The organism is Enterobacter sp. BIDMC93 (genome assembly GCF_001037805.1).
Taxonomy (GTDB): Bacteria; Pseudomonadota; Gammaproteobacteria; order Enterobacterales; family Enterobacteriaceae; genus Enterobacter; species Enterobacter hormaechei_C.
This window is the reverse complement of record NZ_KQ089962.1, coordinates 2,247,238-2,261,659: the sequence shown is the minus strand read 5'-3', so window position 1 is coordinate 2,261,659 and position 14,422 is coordinate 2,247,238. Positions and strand designations below refer to the sequence as shown.

The following is a 14,422-nucleotide window of genomic DNA, read 5'->3' as shown; positions in this document are numbered from 1 at the left end:
TCACGTCAACAAAAATTTCACATCAACAACACAATTAAAGCACTCGCCAGGCTGATAGTTTTGGCGTTAACTATGAGCGAACTTTTTATTTCGTCGTGAGGGACTATGCGTTTCCGGCATTTATTACCGCTCATTGGAGCACTCTTTTCCCTGTATATCATCTGGGGGTCCACCTATTTTGTCATTCGTATAGGCGTGGAAAGCTGGCCCCCGCTGATGATGGCCGGTATTCGTTTCCTTACGGCCGGCGTGCTGCTGATGGCGTTTTTATTGCTGCGCGGCCACAGACTACCGCCGCGGCGTCCCCTGCTTAACGCCGCCCTGATTGGCCTGCTGCTGCTGGCGGTGGGCAATGGCGCGGTAACCGTCGCCGAACACCAGAACGTGCCGTCGGGCATCGCCGCCGTGGTCGTCGCAACCGTGCCGCTGTTTACGCTCTGCTTTAGTCGCCTCTTCGGGATCCGCACCCGTAAGCTCGAATGGCTGGGCATCGCGATTGGGCTTGTGGGTATCATCCTGCTGAACAGCGGCGGTAACCTGAGCGGGAACCCCTGGGCTGCCGTTCTGATCATGATCGGCTCCATGAGCTGGGCCTTCGGCTCGGTCTACGGTTCACGCATCGAGCTGCCCTCCGGGATGATGGCAGGTGCGATTGAGATGCTCGCGGCGGGCATTGTGCTGCTGATGGCCTCCGCGTTGACGGGTGAAAAACTGACGGCGATGCCAGACCTTTCAGGTTTCCTGGCCGTCGGGTATCTGGCGCTGTTTGGCTCGATTATCGCCATCAACGCCTATATGTACCTGATTCGCAACGTCTCACCGGCGGTTGCCACCAGCTACGCCTACGTTAACCCGGTGGTTGCCGTGCTGCTGGGTACCGGTTTTGCGGGCGAAGTGCTGTCGACGATTGAATGGCTGGCGCTGGGTGTGATTGTCTTTGCCGTGGTACTGGTCACGCTGGGTAAATATTTGCTGCCCGCGAAACCGATTGTCACGAGGTGTGAGGTGGAGAAACCGTGATCGGGTGAATGCCCTGGGTATCGATCTGCGCGGCCTGACCGCCGCCGCAGATCCACTCTTCCAGCCGCTCCGTCAGTTCCAAGTCATTCAGCTTCATTCTTCCACGCAGCGCGCACTCCCAGACAATCAGCACCCGCCAGCCCTGAGCGTAAAGCTGAGAAACATCGCGTTTATCACGCTCGACGTTTCTGCCAATCTTCTCCAGCCAGAAGTCGGTGCGTGTCGCCGGGACTTTAAACAGATAGCAGTCGTGATGATGCCAGAAACAGCCGTGGGTAAAGATGATGCACTGGTACGCGTCGATGACGAAATCAGGACGCCCGGCAAGCGTGGCATCCTGAACCCTGAATTCAAACCCGACGGCGGTCAGGAGGCCCGCGATCCGTTTTTCAATCGCGGTATCACGCGTGCCGATGGCACGCATGTTTTTACTGCGCGTGGCCTTATTGTGAACGTCCGCCATCGACGGCCTCGCTCTGACGAAGCTGAACGGCCTTGCTGATGCGTGAGGCCAGCAGTTTAGCTACCGCGGCAAAGGCTGGCACCACCACCGAGTTGCCAAACTGACGATAGGCCTGGGTATCTGATACCGGGATGCGAAAACTGTAGCCCTGCGGCGTCTCAAAGCCCATTAAGCGGGCGCACTCGCGCGGCGTTAAGCGCCGCGGTCGGTGCTGTTGGTTCTGGGGATCGTCAAAATCTTTTTCGCCCAGCGCCTTATCCCAGCCGCGATCGATAAGAATTTCCGCACCATCTTTGTAATAGCGCGCCGACAGCGTACGCGTCACGCTGTCAGGATTAAGCGGATTGACCATGCCAAACCCAAAGCCATTGCCTTTGGCCTGATGCTTTTTGGCATAGCGATAGAGGTATTTCCACAGCACCGGGGTCAGAATGAATTTCGCATCGACGGCGGGCTCCAGCAGATCGGCCACCGTCGGGCGGCGCGCCGGATACAGCGAGGGCAAATCACGCAGCGTAAAATCGCCTTTCAGATTGAGATCGCGGCGGAAGCCCACCAGCACGATGCGTTCGCGGTGCTGCGGCAGGAAGTGTTTGCCGTCGATAATTTTCGGATCGTCCGGCCCCATGTCCTCTGCATCCGCCACGTCATAACCCAGTTCATCCAGCGTTTGCATGATAATGCGGAAGGTTTTGCCGCCGTCATGACTCTTTAAATTCTTGACGTTCTCCAGGACAAAAATTGCCGGGCGGCGGGCATCAATGATCCGGGCAACATCAAAGAACAGTGTGCCCTGCGTATCGCAGGCAAAGCCGTGTGCGCGTCCCAGCGCGTTCTTCTTCGACACGCCAGCCAGCGAGAACGGCTGACACGGAAAGCCCGCCAGCAGCACATCGTGCGCCGGAATGGTATTGCGAATGTGTTCGGCGGCCTCTTCATCGCTGACGCCGGTTTTGTGGCTCAGCGTGACATCCCGAATATCCGCGTTGAACTGGTGCGCGTCGGGATCGCAATACCAGTTGGCTTTATAGGTACGGACGGCATGTTTGTTCCATTCACTGGTGAATACACACTGCCCGCCAATAGCTTCAAAGCCATGGCGAATGCCGCCGATACCGGCAAAGAGATCGATAAAGCGAAAGGCATAATTTGGATGCGCAGCAGGCGGACGCGGCAGCAAATTTTGCAGATAGCGGAACTCACCATCGCTCAGGCGGTGACCTGCCCTGTCGCTTATCAGCAGCCGCTTGAGTATCGCCGGGCTCCAGTGGCTCTCGCCATGGGCCACCAGCTGGTTTGCCAGCGTTTTAGCATCATACATTTCCAGCAGCTGACGCAGGAGTGCCTGCACGGCTGCCGTTGATTTCTCAACCCGCTCAGGCGCGGGCACAGTCACTGATCGATTTTCCTGCATTCTCTTAACCGGACAATAAAGACAGAAAACAGAGTACCACAGTTCAGGATCGCACACTGCGACGGAAATGGGTCAATATCTGGCTGTCGGTTCCGAGGTAATCGCCCTGTAATTCGGCACTCAGCTTCGCCATAAACTGGATCAGAAAATCGGCATTGTGACGCGCAAGTTCGCGCCCCCGCGCGGTTTGCATGGTGTCAGGCAGGCGCAGGAGTTTGGTCTGAAAGTGGTCGAGCGCGAAGGCTTTATCATCCAGCGCTCGTGTTCCGGCGAACGGGTCGTTGGCATCAAACAGCGCGGCGCCCAGCGCACCGGAGACGGCAAAGACGCGCGCCAGGCCGATAGCGCCTAACGCCTCCAGCCGGTCGGCATCCTGCACAATTTTGGCCTCCAGGCTTTGCGGCGCGATACCGGCACTGAAGCTGTGCGCTTCAATAGCATGCTCAACGGCTGCATAACGATCCGGCGGAAAATCAGGAAAGTCGCGACTGAGGATCTCGCGCGTTTTTCCCGCTGCCAGCCGCGAGGAGTGGCTACGTTCCGGGTGATTTTTCGGCAGGCTGACAATGTCATGGAAGTAGCATGCGGTCAGCACAACCAGCGGATCGCTATCCTCGTCAGCCATAATACCCTGCGCCGTCATCCAGACGCGGTGAAAATGGGCGATATCGTGCGCCGCATCATCAGTAAAATGATTTTCGTCGAGCCAGCGCTCAAAACGGTGTTGCCACTGCGCAAGTTCCATCATCCTGTCCTGTTGCTCAAAAGTGAGTGAATTATAATACACCCGAATTAAAATCCTTTATAAATAGAATTACGAAATACTTAATAATAATTACCCGCTATATTTTTAACGAATTAATTCATATGAAAAATAAAGAGATAAAAAGAAATATTTTGTAAAATTTTTACCACTTTAATTACATTTATTTTTGAACCTAAATAATAATCCATAGAATAGTATCAGCCATGTAGTTACGGAGGGTAATTACATATATTCAGACAATTTATATTTAAAGGGAATATATAATGAAAAGAAAAGTTCTGGCAATTCTCGTACCCGCGTTATTAATGGCTGGCGCAGTAAATGCGGCGGAAATGTATAACAAGAATGGCAACAAAGTTGACCTGTACGGTAAGGTTGATGCGCGTCATACCTTCTCCGACAACCCAGGCGACGACGGCGATGAAACCTATGTACAGGTGGGTTTCAAAGGCGAAACGCAGATCACGAACGACCTGACAGGCTATGGCCAGTGGGAATATAAAACCTACGCTAACGACACCGAAGGCGCAGGGGATAAATCTTTCAACCGTCTGGCATACGCTGGCCTGAAATTTGGCGACTACGGCTCATTTGATTACGGCCGTAATTACGGCGTCGTGTATGACGTAGAAGCCTGGACCGATATGCTGCCTGTATTTGGTGGAGATTCTTACACCTGGACCGATAACTTCATGAACGGTCGTGCTAACGGTCTGGCAACTTACCGTAATAACGATTTCTTCGGTCTGGTCGACGGCCTGCACTTTGCACTGCAATATCAGGGTGCTAACGAAGGTGCTAACGCAAATGAAAACCAGGAAGGCACCAAAAACGGCCATAACGACGTACGTTTCCAGAACGGCGACGGCTTCGGTATGTCCACCTCCTATGACTTCTCTGGCGATCTGTCTGGTCTGAGCCTGGGTGCTGCGTACTCTTCTTCCGACCGTACTAACGCACAAGAAGGTGCAGGTCAAAACAATGCACTCTACGCCGGCGGTAAAACAGCCGAAGCATGGACCATTGGCGCGAAATACGATGCCAATAACGTCTATCTGGCGATGATGTACGCTGAAACCCGCAACATGACCCCATACGGCGATTATGGTATTGCGGATCAGACTCAGAACTTCGAAGCAGTGGCACAGTACCAGTTCGACTTCGGTCTGCGTCCATCCCTGGCATGGGTTTACTCTAAAGGTAAGGACATGACTTATCCAGGCTACGCTGGCAACCCGCAGGGTCAGAAAGGCGATATGGATCTGGTTAACTACATCGACGTGGGCATGACCTACAGCTTCAACAAGAACTTCTCCACCTATGTTGACTACAAAATCAACATGCTGGACAACGATGAACGCTTCTACGAAGCAAACGGTATTTCTACCGATGACATCGTTGGCGTAGGCATGACCTACCAGTTCTAATCCCTCTCAATATTAAAGCCCGCGATGCGGGCTTTTTTTATTTGACGCTGAAATATTACGGCGCTTCCTGCAAGGCCAGGCGAACAAACCCGTTATTCTGCGCCAGCAATTCATGCGCTTTCCAGGCATCCAGCCCCGTCAGCACCATCAGTACCGCCGTTTTGCACTGGTGGTTACAGCTTTCCAGCGCGGCCTTCGCCTGCGCCCGGTTACATCCCCCTGCTTCCATCACAATGGCAATTTGACGTTCGGCCCATCTGGTGTTGCTTGCCTCCAGATCAACGCGCAGGTTGCTGTACACCCGTCCGGAACGTACCGCCAGGCCGGTGGTGATCATATGCAGGATCATGCTTTGCGCAATGCCTGCTTTAGCGTTGGTATACCCGGCCACCACATCCGCGCCCAGATCGGGAGCAATGACCATACTCGCCAGCTGCGCCGCTTCACTTTGCGCATCCTCCGTAATGAGCGCAACCGTTGAGCCCAGAGACCACGCATGACGCATCGCGCCCCATACCCATGGGGTTTTGCCGCTGACGGACAGCGCCAGCATCATGTCATGCTCGCCAAATTCTATCGTCTGAAGGTCGGCAACGCCGCTCGCGTAGCTTCCGGCGTTATCACCTGCTGTTAACGCAATGACGGGGTGTTTGCCCGGCGCAAACGCTTCTGCCGCCTGCTCCGCCACGCGTCCGGACGCGCCCGCGCCGGTCAGCACCAGACGTCCGCCGTGACTAAGCGTCGCCGCCGCGTTATCCACCACGCGGGCCAGCATACTTAAGTGAGGGGTAAGTGCAGAAGAGATTTGCGCGTCATCCTGGTGTATGACGTTAAGCATATCCAGCGTCGATAATCTGTCGATGTTCATCGTGCTGGCGTGCCGTCTTTCCCTGGCCGTACCGGTAAGCATAATGCTCATAAACTGCCTCCTTATTATGAGTACCCTCACACTATAAAGTGTTTTATATAGGTCACCTGAGAGGAGGCTCACGAAACGCCTCTCTTTACATGGCTTTATGAAACGCCCGTCATCAGCGATAATTAGCCCTTTCTTATTCATCGCGGAGTGTTAATGAGCGATTTGCAGCCCTTCCCCCCGACGCGCAAGCGCCCTATGAAGCTGAATACGCTGGTTACACTGATGGTGTGCGCGATTATCGGCTCGGTGCTGCTGGTGGTCTTCGCGCTGTACTCTGTGCAGATCACCCGCGCCACGCGTGATGACGTGAAAGATACCGCGCTGGGTATCGCCAGGACGCTGGCCGACAGCCCGGAGATCAAGCGTGGCCTGATGGAATCGCCGCAGGCTGGCATCATCCAGCCGATTGCCGAGGCGGTGACGAAGCGCAACGACCTGCTGTTTACCGTGGTCACCGACCTGCGTGGGATCCGCTATTCCCATCCAAACGAAGCGCTGTTAGGTTTGCATTTTATTGGCGACGATCTGACGCCCGCCCTGGAAGGGAAAGAGAATGTCTCCGTTAACCGCGGCGCGCTCGCGGAAGCGCTGCGCGTCTTTACGCCCGTCTATGACGACCAGCACGACCAGATCGGCGTGGTGGTGGTGGGTATTTCGCTGAATAAAGTTGAAGATCAGATTGCCCGCGGGCGGCTCAACGCCGTGTGGACCATCTTATTCAGCGTTCTGATGAGCTCAGTGGCGATATGGGGTCTGGTCCGGGTTCTGAAACGTATCCTCTTTGGGCTGGAGCCTTACGAAATCTCAGCTCTCTTTGAGCAGCGCCAGGCCATGTTGCAGTCCCTGCGCGAAGGCGTGATGGCCGTGGATATGCACGGGCGCGTGACGATGATTAACCACACCGCCAGAGAAATATTACTCCTGACCTCAGGCCAGCACTCCGAAAGCAGCAGTGAACCGCTGCTGGCCAGCCTGCGCGAAGTATCCAGGACCGGCATTGCCCGCCAGGATCAGGAGATCGGCTGTAACGGGCGGCTGTTGCTCTGCAACATGGTCCCCGTGAAAAGCCAGAATCAGGTGATCGGGGCGATCAGCACGTTCCGCGATAAGACCGAAATCAGCCAGTTAATGCAGCGTATTGATGGCATGGTCAGCTACGTTGATGCCCTGCGCGCTCATACGCACGAGTTTATGAACAAGCTGCACGTGATCCTCGGCCTGCTGCACATGAAGCGCTACGATAAGCTGGAGGAGTACATCATCCAGACCGCGCAGAATTATCAGACGGATATCGGCGCAATACAGCGCAAAGTTAAATCGCCGGTCATTGCGGGCTTCCTGCTGGGTAAAATTAACCGCGCTAAAGAGGCCGGAGTGACCCTGACGCTGGCGGAGGAGAGTCAGCTTCCTGACACCGCCAATGAAGAGCAGGTTGCGGTGCTGATCACCGTGCTGGGCAATTTAATCGAAAATGCCCTGGATGCGATGGAAGGCCAGCCGGAAGGCGAGATCGGCCTGCTGCTGCATTATCAGAACGGCTGGCTGAGCGGTGAGGTCAGCGATGACGGTCCCGGCATTGATCCCGAGCGGCTGGAGGCTATTTTTACAAAGGGCTACTCAACAAAAGGTGAAAACCGCGGCGTTGGGCTGTTCCTTGCGCGTCAGCAGATCCAGAATCTGGGCGGAGATATTACCGTCGAGTCGGAGCCTGGCGTATTTACCCAATTTTTTGTTCAGATCCCCTGGGATAGCGAGAGGAATATCGCGTGATAAATGTGTTAATTGTCGATGATGACGCCATGGTAGCCGACCTCAACCGTCTGTATGTTAACCGCGTTGAGGGTTTTAGCTGCTGCGGCGTCGCTTCCACGCTCAACCAGGCCGAGGCGTTGATCGCCAACCCAGGCCAGCCGATCGATCTGGTGCTGCTGGATGTCTATATGCAGCAGGATAACGGGCTGGATCTGCTGCCCATCATCCGCGCGTCGGGCCGCCCGATTGACGTCATCATGATCTCGTCGGCCTCCGACGCCGCAACGATCCAGACCTCAATGCACTATGGCGTGGTGGATTACCTGATTAAACCGTTCCAGTTCCCGCGTTTTGAAGAGGCGCTGAACGGCTGGAAGGCAAAGCGCAGCCTGATGGGATCGCATCAGTATTATGAACAGGCCGACGTCGACAGGCTGATCCACGGCGGCGCGCCGGAGCTGGCCGACAGCAAAAAATTACCGAAAGGCCTGACGCCGCAGACGCTGCGCACCATTTGCCAGTGGATCGACAGCCATCCGGAGATAGAGTTTTCCACCGACGATCTGGCGAATGCGGTCAACATTTCCCGCGTCTCCTGCCGCAAATACCTGATCTGGCTGGCGCAAATTAATATCCTGTTCACCAGCATTCACTACGGCGCTACCGGCCGGCCGGTATATCGCTACCGTTTGCAGCCGGAACAGGTCGGCCTACTCAAACAGTACTGCCAGTAATTCGGTAGCTGTCGTCCAGAAGGGTAAAACGGAAGTGGTGCATCGAGGAGATCACCACTTCTTTTGTTTTGGTGACAAAGATGGCTTCAATATCGGGGCGCGAACGCAGCGCGGCGCAGCCCTTTTCCACGCCCATGCCGTAGATCAGCGTGGTCCAGATATCGCCGTCGAGGGAGTCTGGCGAAATAATCGTCACGCTGTCCAGTTCGTTATCCAGCGGGTAGCCGGTGCGTGGGTCAAGTATGTGGTGATAACGTTTGCCGTTCAGCTCGAAGTAGCGCTCATAGGTGCCTGACGTCACCACCGACCGGTTTTCGACCGTCATGGCGCCAATCAGCGCGTCACCGGCGAACGGTTTTTTCAGGCCAACGCGCCAGCCGCCCTCCGGCGAGCCTAACGTCTGGACGTTGCCGCCAAGGTTGATCAGCCCAAGTTCAACGCCCTCTTTATGCAGGTAATCCCGCACCCTGTCGGCGATATAGCCTTTAGCAATGGCCCCCAGATCGATCTCCATTCCCTGGCGAGTAAGGAACACGCTGCTGTTGGCTTCATCCAGCACCACGTCCGCAGGATGCGTGATGCCCAGCAAGGCGGCGATCTCGTCCGCGGGCGGTACCACGTCCCCCTTAAAGCCAATTTTCCAGCGCTTCACCAGCGGGCCGATCGCCAGGTTAAAGGCGCTGTCTTTAAGCAGGCTGGCCGCTTTCGCGCAGCGGATCAGCTCGAACACCGGGCGACTGACGGCAACCGGATGCTGACCGGCCGCATGGTTGATGTCCATTACCTGGGAGTGCGCTCGGTTAACGGTGAGCAGATCTTCGTACTGTTTGATCAGGCGAAACACGCGAGAGGCAAGCGCTTCGTCATGGGAAAAGAGTTTCAGGAGGATGGGCGATCCCATCAGAACGGCGGAGTAGCTGTAAACGCGATGGCTATCAGGCATTTCATGAGTCCTCAGATGTAGCCCCGGCAGGCACCGCGCCGCCGGGGAAACAGGAGCCTTACCGTGTTTTCGAACGCATAGCCGCCTGATGTCCTGCAAGCGTACCAAAAATAATGATATCTGCCACCGCGTTACCGCCGATGCGGTTACCGCCATGGATGCCCCCGACAACCTCACCCGCAGCAAACGCTCCCGGCAATACGTTGTGGTTGCTGTCCAGCACGCAGGTTTCTGTGTTAATGGTCACGCCGCCCATGGTGTGGTGAACGCCCGGTGCAATCTGAATGGCGTAGAACGGCCCTTCGTTGATTGGCGCACGCAGCGCGGTGGTGCGGCCGAAATCATCGTCGTGCTGTTTCTCCACAAAGCCGTTGTAGCGTTCCAGCGTTGCCAGGAACTGGTGGTGATCCATCCCCAGCGCTTCCGCCAGGGCTTTTGGCGAGCTGGCGCTGGTAACAAACCCTTTTGCGATGTACTCATCCGCGGCTTTGTTTTTGGCGCGAACATGCTCGTCAAAGACGATGTAAGCGTATTTCTCCGGCAGCGCGATGATCTGCGCCGAGACTTTGTCGCGGGTCGACATTTCGTTATAGAAGCGGTTGCCCTGCTGGTTTACCAGAATCGCCCCGCCGCCGCGGATGGATTCGGAAATCAGATACGACGTTTTCTGCTCAACGGTTGGGTGGATCTGAATTTCGCCCATATCCACGGTGCCCGCACCGATACGCTCCAGCAGCGCGATACCGCCTCCGGTCGCCCCTTTGTGGTTGGTGGTAACGAACCCTGCCAGATCCGGACGGTATTTCACCACCATCTGGCTGTTGGCGCTGAAGCCGCCCGTTGCCACAATCACGCTTTTGGTTGCCACGGTGAGGGTATCGTTCTCTTCGGTGGTCAGACGCACGCCGGTCACTTCGCCATTTTCGAAAATGATGTCGCTCACGGAGGTATCCAGCATCACCTCGATGTTGCGCTTGTTGACGTTACGCACCAGGCCGCTGATCAGATACCCGCCCACTGCGGAACCGTCTTTCGGACGGTGCGTACGGTCGATGCTCATCCCGCCGGTGGTGGTAATGTCGTTCAGCATAATGCCGCGCGTGGCCAGCCATTCGATGGCCTGCGGCGCGTTCTCGACAAAGCGACGCAGCAGTTCAGGGTCGTTCTTGTTGCCACCGCCTTTCAGACTTTCCTGGTAGAACAGCTCTTTGCTGTCCTGAATACCTTTCACGCGCTGGAAGCGGGTCTCCGCCGCGTTCATCCCGGCCGAGGCTTTAATGGTGTTCCCGCCGATGGTGGGCATTTTCTCGACGATCAGCACGTTCGCGCCTTCGTCATGCGCCTGAATCGCCGCTGCCAGACCGGCGCCGCCGCTGCCGACCACCACCACATCCACGCTTTTAGTCTCATTCGGGTCTGCGCCCTCTTCCGCCGCCAGCGCTTTGCTGGATTTCAGCATCGCCTTCGAGACTGCTTTTTTCACCGCCTCGCTCTGGCTGGTCGCGCCCGTAATCGCGTCCACGTGCGGGGTGTTGGCATCCAGAATACGGGTACGGATCTCTTCGAAGCTGGTGACAAACTCGACGTCTTCACTCGGGCCGGAGGCCAGTTCGATATCGGCGATGCGGTCGGTTTCGAGGCTGACGTTAATCACCAGCTCGTTAGCATCGTCCTGCACTTTTTCAATAAAGGTGCCCGGTTTGAATTTAGATTCGCCCATGCTCATGTCGCGGATCATCGCTTCCACCAGCGAGAAGCGCCACAGCGGTTCCGGGATGCTCAGTTCTTCGCGTCGGGTACTGTCCATAAACAGCTCCAGGCTTTCGCCCGCCGCGATGCGATCGGTCCAGTCCGGATAGGCGATGGTGGCGCGGCCAACGGCAATCAGGTCGTAACCGTGATCCAGCGCTTCATTCACATCCGTGGCATTCACCACGCCGCCAACGCCCATTACAGGTACCTGCGCCAGCGTGTCAGAGCGCATGGCGCAGTATTTTTCGATAAGTGGCGTCGGGTCCTGAGTATCGACGATAGATGAACGCAGGGCGGCACCAAGGGAGAAGTGGAGATAATCTACCCCGCGCGCGGCCAGTTTTTCCAGCAGATACAGGGTGTCTTCGAAGCGAATGCCCGGGACTTCAAGCTCTTCCGGAGAGAAACGGTAGCCAATGATAAACGCGTCGTCCGCGTACTGGCGCACCATCTTGTGGGTAATGTCCAGCACCGCCAGCGGGAATTTCGCGCGGTTTTCGCGGCTGCCGCCCCACTCGTCGTCGCGCTGGTTAGAGTTCGGGGAGAAGAACTGCTGGATCAGATAGGTATTCGCCCCGTGGATTTCGACGCCGTCGAACCCGGCCTGAATTGCGCGGCGCACGGCTTCGCCGAACTTGCCGATCATGCCTTCCACCTCTTCCGCGGTCAGGGCAACCGGCGTGGCGGCACCGTCACGCGGCGCGGCAACGGCGCTTGGGCCAACCGGCGTGCGGCCCCCGATCAGTTTTGGGTCGACCATGCGGCCGCCGTGGTAGATTTGCAGCAGGGCTTTGGAGCCTTTGGACTTGATAGCGTCAGCGATTTTTGCCAGCCCGGCGATTTTCTCGTCGTTATCAATACCAATTGCGCCCGGGAACGCCAGGCCGAGATCGTCAACAAAACAGCACTCAACGATGATGGTGCCGATGCTGCCCGCGCGGGCGCGGTAGTACTCCACCAGCTCGCTGGTCACGGTGCCATCGTAATAACCGGTACAGGTTGTCATCGGGGCCATTAACAAACGGTTTTTCAGTTCAGTACCATTCGGTAATGTGAAGGGGCTTAAAATACGTTCGTTAGTGCTCATAATAGAAACTCCAAACTTTAAAAATTAAGAATTCGTTATCGGAATGATTTTTTATTTCGTGTTTTTTGCCGATGTCATGATAGTAATATAAAGCTTTTTTTAGTTTCTAAAGTCATTACGTTAGTTAATAAACTATTTAATCCCTTCGATAACATTAATAACACATTGGTGTTAGCGGGAATGTTTCACTCGTTCACAAGAATTTAAAAAAAGTTAAATTATAAAAGGTCAAACCAATACACCAAATATAGCAAAAACCCCTATAAAACAACAATAAACAAAAGCACCAGAATTTAAATGTTATAGTTTTGATACATAAAATGCGTAAAATTAGCGAATAACCACACTACTCAGAGTGGTTATTATAAAAAATATAAAAATAGCCATTCAGTTCCGTTTTTTTTGATCGCGATCAATAGTTATGGCATTCAAAAGAGCAATATAAAAACATCATCATTTTTTATTTAGCGCAAACCAAAATGCGTTAAATCGCTATTAGTGAAAACACAAACCCGCACCTTAAATAACTAAAAAAAGCAAAAAGGATATTTCAATCGAATTTGTGTTTTCGCCCGGCGACGAATTTTTGACAACTTAAGACGTGAAACTATGAATACAAAAACTGCTGTAACGCCTCCTGCGGCGAATCTGGCATCAAATGGAACAGCAAAACGACTGCTGATGATGGCTTTGCCCGTCATTGTTGCCGTCCTGCTGTTGTTTGTCCCCGTTCCGGAAGGGCTGCCGCCTTATGCGTGGCACTACTTCGCCATCTTTGTCGGCGTCATCGTCGGCTTAATTTTCGAACCGCTGCCGGGCGCCGTGATCGGTCTTACCGGCGTCGTGGCGATTGCGCTGTGCAGCCAGTGGGTGCTCTTTAGCCCGGAACAGCTGGCTGACCCAAAATTCAAGCTGGCGGGCGCCTCCTTTAAATGGGCGGTCAGCGGGTTTGGTAACTCCACCGTCTGGCTGATTTTCGGTGCCTTTATGTTCGCCGCAGGCTACGACAAAACCCGCTTCGGCCGCCGTCTGGCGCTGATTCTGGTGAAGTACCTGGGCCGTCGCAGCCTCACGCTCGGTTACGCCATTACGTTTGCGGACCTGCTGCTGGCCCCGTTCACCCCGTCCAACACCGCGCGCAGCGGCGGGACCATCTACCCGATCATCGCCAACCTGCCGCCGCTGTACGGTTCAAAACCCAATGACCCAAGCGCGCGCAAAATCGGTTCGTATCTGATGTGGGTAGCCATCACCGCGGCCTGTATCACCAGCTCGATGTTCCTTTCCGCTCTGGCACCTAACCTGCTGGCGCTGGCGCTGGTAAAAAGCACGGTTGGAATTGATATCTCCTGGGGGACCTGGTTCCTCGCCTTCCTGCCGCTGGGCATCCTGCTGATCCTGACCATGCCGCTGCTGGCTTACTGGTTCTACCCGCCGGAAGTGAAGGTAAACAACGAAGTACCGCTGTGGGCGACCCGTGAACTGGAAAAACTGGGCAAACTGTCGCGCAATGAGATCCTGCTGCTGGTGTTCGTGTGCTGTGCGCTGCTGATGTGGATCTTCGCCGCGGCGTGGATTGAACCGGCCATGGCTGCCCTGCTGATCGTTGGCCTGATGCTGTGGACCGGCGTGCTGGAGTGGAACGATATCACCGGTAACAAAGCCGCGTGGAATACCTTCGTCTGGTTCGCCACCCTGGTGGCGCTGGCGGATGGCCTCTCCTCCACCGGTTTTATCAGCTGGCTGGGTAAAGAAGGCGGCCTGCTGATGAGCGGTATTTCTCCGGGTGTCGCCACCATCGTGCTGCTGCTGGCGTTCTACCTGCTGCACTACCTGTTCGCCAGCACCACCGCGCACACCACGGCGCTGCTGCCTGCGATGCTGACCATCGCCTCCACCATTCCGGGCATGAATATGGAAGTGTTCGTTCTGCTGATGGTGACCTCGCTGGGCGTGATGGGGATCATTACCCCCTACGGTACGGGTCCAAGCCCGATTTACTACGGTAGCGGCTACCTGCCAACCAAAGACTACTGGCGCCTCGGCACCATCTTCGGCGCCATCTTCCTGGCAGCTCTGCTGCTGATTGGTTACCCGTGGATGTCCATGATGTTCTGATTCCTGACCGCCGGATATTTCCTCCGG

Annotated in this window: 11 protein-coding genes; 5 read left to right on the top strand and 6 right to left on the bottom strand. The window is 55.4% G+C overall.

The window, feature by feature from the left end; all coding sequences use genetic code 11:
- Positions 1-105 precede the first annotated feature (105 nt).
- A complete protein-coding gene (gene yedA / locus SK58_RS10585) occupies positions 106-1,020 on the top strand; it encodes a drug/metabolite exporter YedA (protein WP_015572432.1) in 915 nt (304 codons plus the stop codon).
- Here the strand turns inward: yedA and SK58_RS10580 are convergent.
- Genes SK58_RS10580 through SK58_RS10570 form a run of 3 tightly spaced genes read right to left on the bottom strand, consistent with a single transcriptional unit; the run spans position 992 to position 3,642 of the window.
- Positions 992-1,483 carry a very short patch repair endonuclease gene (locus SK58_RS10580; protein WP_047063130.1) on the bottom strand — a complete coding sequence of 164 codons (492 nt, stop codon included), beginning with the start codon at positions 1,481-1,483 and terminating at the stop codon, positions 992-994. The two genes, yedA and SK58_RS10580, sit on opposite strands and share 29 nt — an antisense overlap.
- Entirely contained in the window at positions 1,464-2,897 is a 1,434-nt protein-coding gene (locus tag SK58_RS10575) for a DNA cytosine methyltransferase (protein WP_086524581.1), read from the bottom strand. Before SK58_RS10575 ends, SK58_RS10580 begins: the two co-directional genes overlap by 20 nt.
- 43 nt (positions 2,898-2,940) lie before the next feature.
- Positions 2,941-3,642, bottom strand: a complete 702-nt coding sequence (locus SK58_RS10570) for a phosphohydrolase (RefSeq protein WP_047731043.1) — start codon at positions 3,640-3,642, stop codon at positions 2,941-2,943.
- A gap of 284 nt (positions 3,643-3,926) precedes the next feature.
- On the opposite strand from SK58_RS10570, the gene ompC reads away from it, so the two are divergent.
- Positions 3,927-5,090: a porin OmpC gene (gene ompC / locus SK58_RS10565; protein ID WP_040117815.1), complete on the top strand. Its 1,164-nt coding sequence runs from the start codon at positions 3,927-3,929 to the stop codon at positions 5,088-5,090.
- Between the two features lie 55 nt (positions 5,091-5,145).
- Here ompC and SK58_RS10560 read toward each other — a convergent pair whose 3' ends face one another.
- A complete protein-coding gene (locus SK58_RS10560) occupies positions 5,146-6,009 on the bottom strand; it encodes an N-acetylmuramic acid 6-phosphate etherase (protein ID WP_040117816.1) in 864 nt (287 codons plus the stop codon).
- A 153-nt stretch (positions 6,010-6,162) separates the two neighbouring features.
- Between SK58_RS10560 and SK58_RS10555 the strand changes: the two genes are divergently transcribed.
- Positions 6,163-7,779 (top strand): sensor histidine kinase, encoded by a 1,617-nt coding sequence (locus SK58_RS10555; RefSeq protein ID WP_023294962.1) that lies wholly within the window; start codon positions 6,163-6,165, stop codon positions 7,777-7,779.
- Positions 7,776-8,495 (top strand): two-component system response regulator DcuR, encoded by a 720-nt coding sequence (gene dcuR, locus SK58_RS10550; RefSeq protein ID WP_003859556.1) that lies wholly within the window; start codon positions 7,776-7,778, stop codon positions 8,493-8,495. The genes SK58_RS10555 and dcuR overlap by 4 nt, the downstream gene beginning before the upstream one ends.
- On the opposite strand, the gene SK58_RS10545 is transcribed toward dcuR, so the two are convergent.
- Together SK58_RS10545 and SK58_RS10540 are read right to left on the bottom strand one after the other, a co-directional pair.
- On the bottom strand, positions 8,476-9,438 hold the full coding sequence (locus tag SK58_RS10545) for an FAD:protein FMN transferase (RefSeq protein WP_045333372.1): 963 nt from the start codon (positions 9,436-9,438) through the stop codon (positions 8,476-8,478). The two genes, dcuR and SK58_RS10545, sit on opposite strands and share 20 nt — an antisense overlap.
- A 58-nt stretch (positions 9,439-9,496) precedes the next feature.
- Complete coding sequence (locus SK58_RS10540; RefSeq protein WP_048219847.1) at positions 9,497-12,277, bottom strand: flavocytochrome c; 2,781 nt, start codon at positions 12,275-12,277, stop codon at positions 9,497-9,499.
- A gap of 609 nt (positions 12,278-12,886) precedes the next feature.
- On the opposite strand from SK58_RS10540, the gene SK58_RS10535 reads away from it, so the two are divergent.
- The gene (locus tag SK58_RS10535; protein WP_017383327.1) at positions 12,887-14,395 is read left to right on the top strand and encodes an anion permease; all 1,509 of its coding nucleotides are present in this window, start codon (positions 12,887-12,889) and stop codon (positions 14,393-14,395) included.
- Positions 14,396-14,422: the final 27 nt, after the last annotated feature.

Coding starts and splice junctions, on each gene's coding strand:
- SK58_RS10575 (WP_086524581.1), bottom strand. CDS start 2,897: ATGCAGGAAAATCGATCAGTGACTGTGCCCGCGCCTGAGCGGGTTGAG.
- yedA (WP_015572432.1), top strand. CDS start 106: ATGCGTTTCCGGCATTTATTACCGCTCATTGGAGCACTCTTTTCCCTG.
- SK58_RS10580 (WP_047063130.1), bottom strand. CDS start 1,483: ATGGCGGACGTTCACAATAAGGCCACGCGCAGTAAAAACATGCGTGCC.
- SK58_RS10540 (WP_048219847.1), bottom strand. CDS start 12,277: ATGAGCACTAACGAACGTATTTTAAGCCCCTTCACATTACCGAATGGT.
- SK58_RS10570 (WP_047731043.1), bottom strand. CDS start 3,642: ATGGAACTTGCGCAGTGGCAACACCGTTTTGAGCGCTGGCTCGACGAA.
- SK58_RS10555 (WP_023294962.1), top strand. CDS start 6,163: ATGAGCGATTTGCAGCCCTTCCCCCCGACGCGCAAGCGCCCTATGAAG.
- SK58_RS10560 (WP_040117816.1), bottom strand. CDS start 6,009: ATGAGCATTATGCTTACCGGTACGGCCAGGGAAAGACGGCACGCCAGC.
- ompC (WP_040117815.1), top strand. CDS start 3,927: ATGAAAAGAAAAGTTCTGGCAATTCTCGTACCCGCGTTATTAATGGCT.
- SK58_RS10545 (WP_045333372.1), bottom strand. CDS start 9,438: ATGCCTGATAGCCATCGCGTTTACAGCTACTCCGCCGTTCTGATGGGA.
- SK58_RS10535 (WP_017383327.1), top strand. CDS start 12,887: ATGAATACAAAAACTGCTGTAACGCCTCCTGCGGCGAATCTGGCATCA.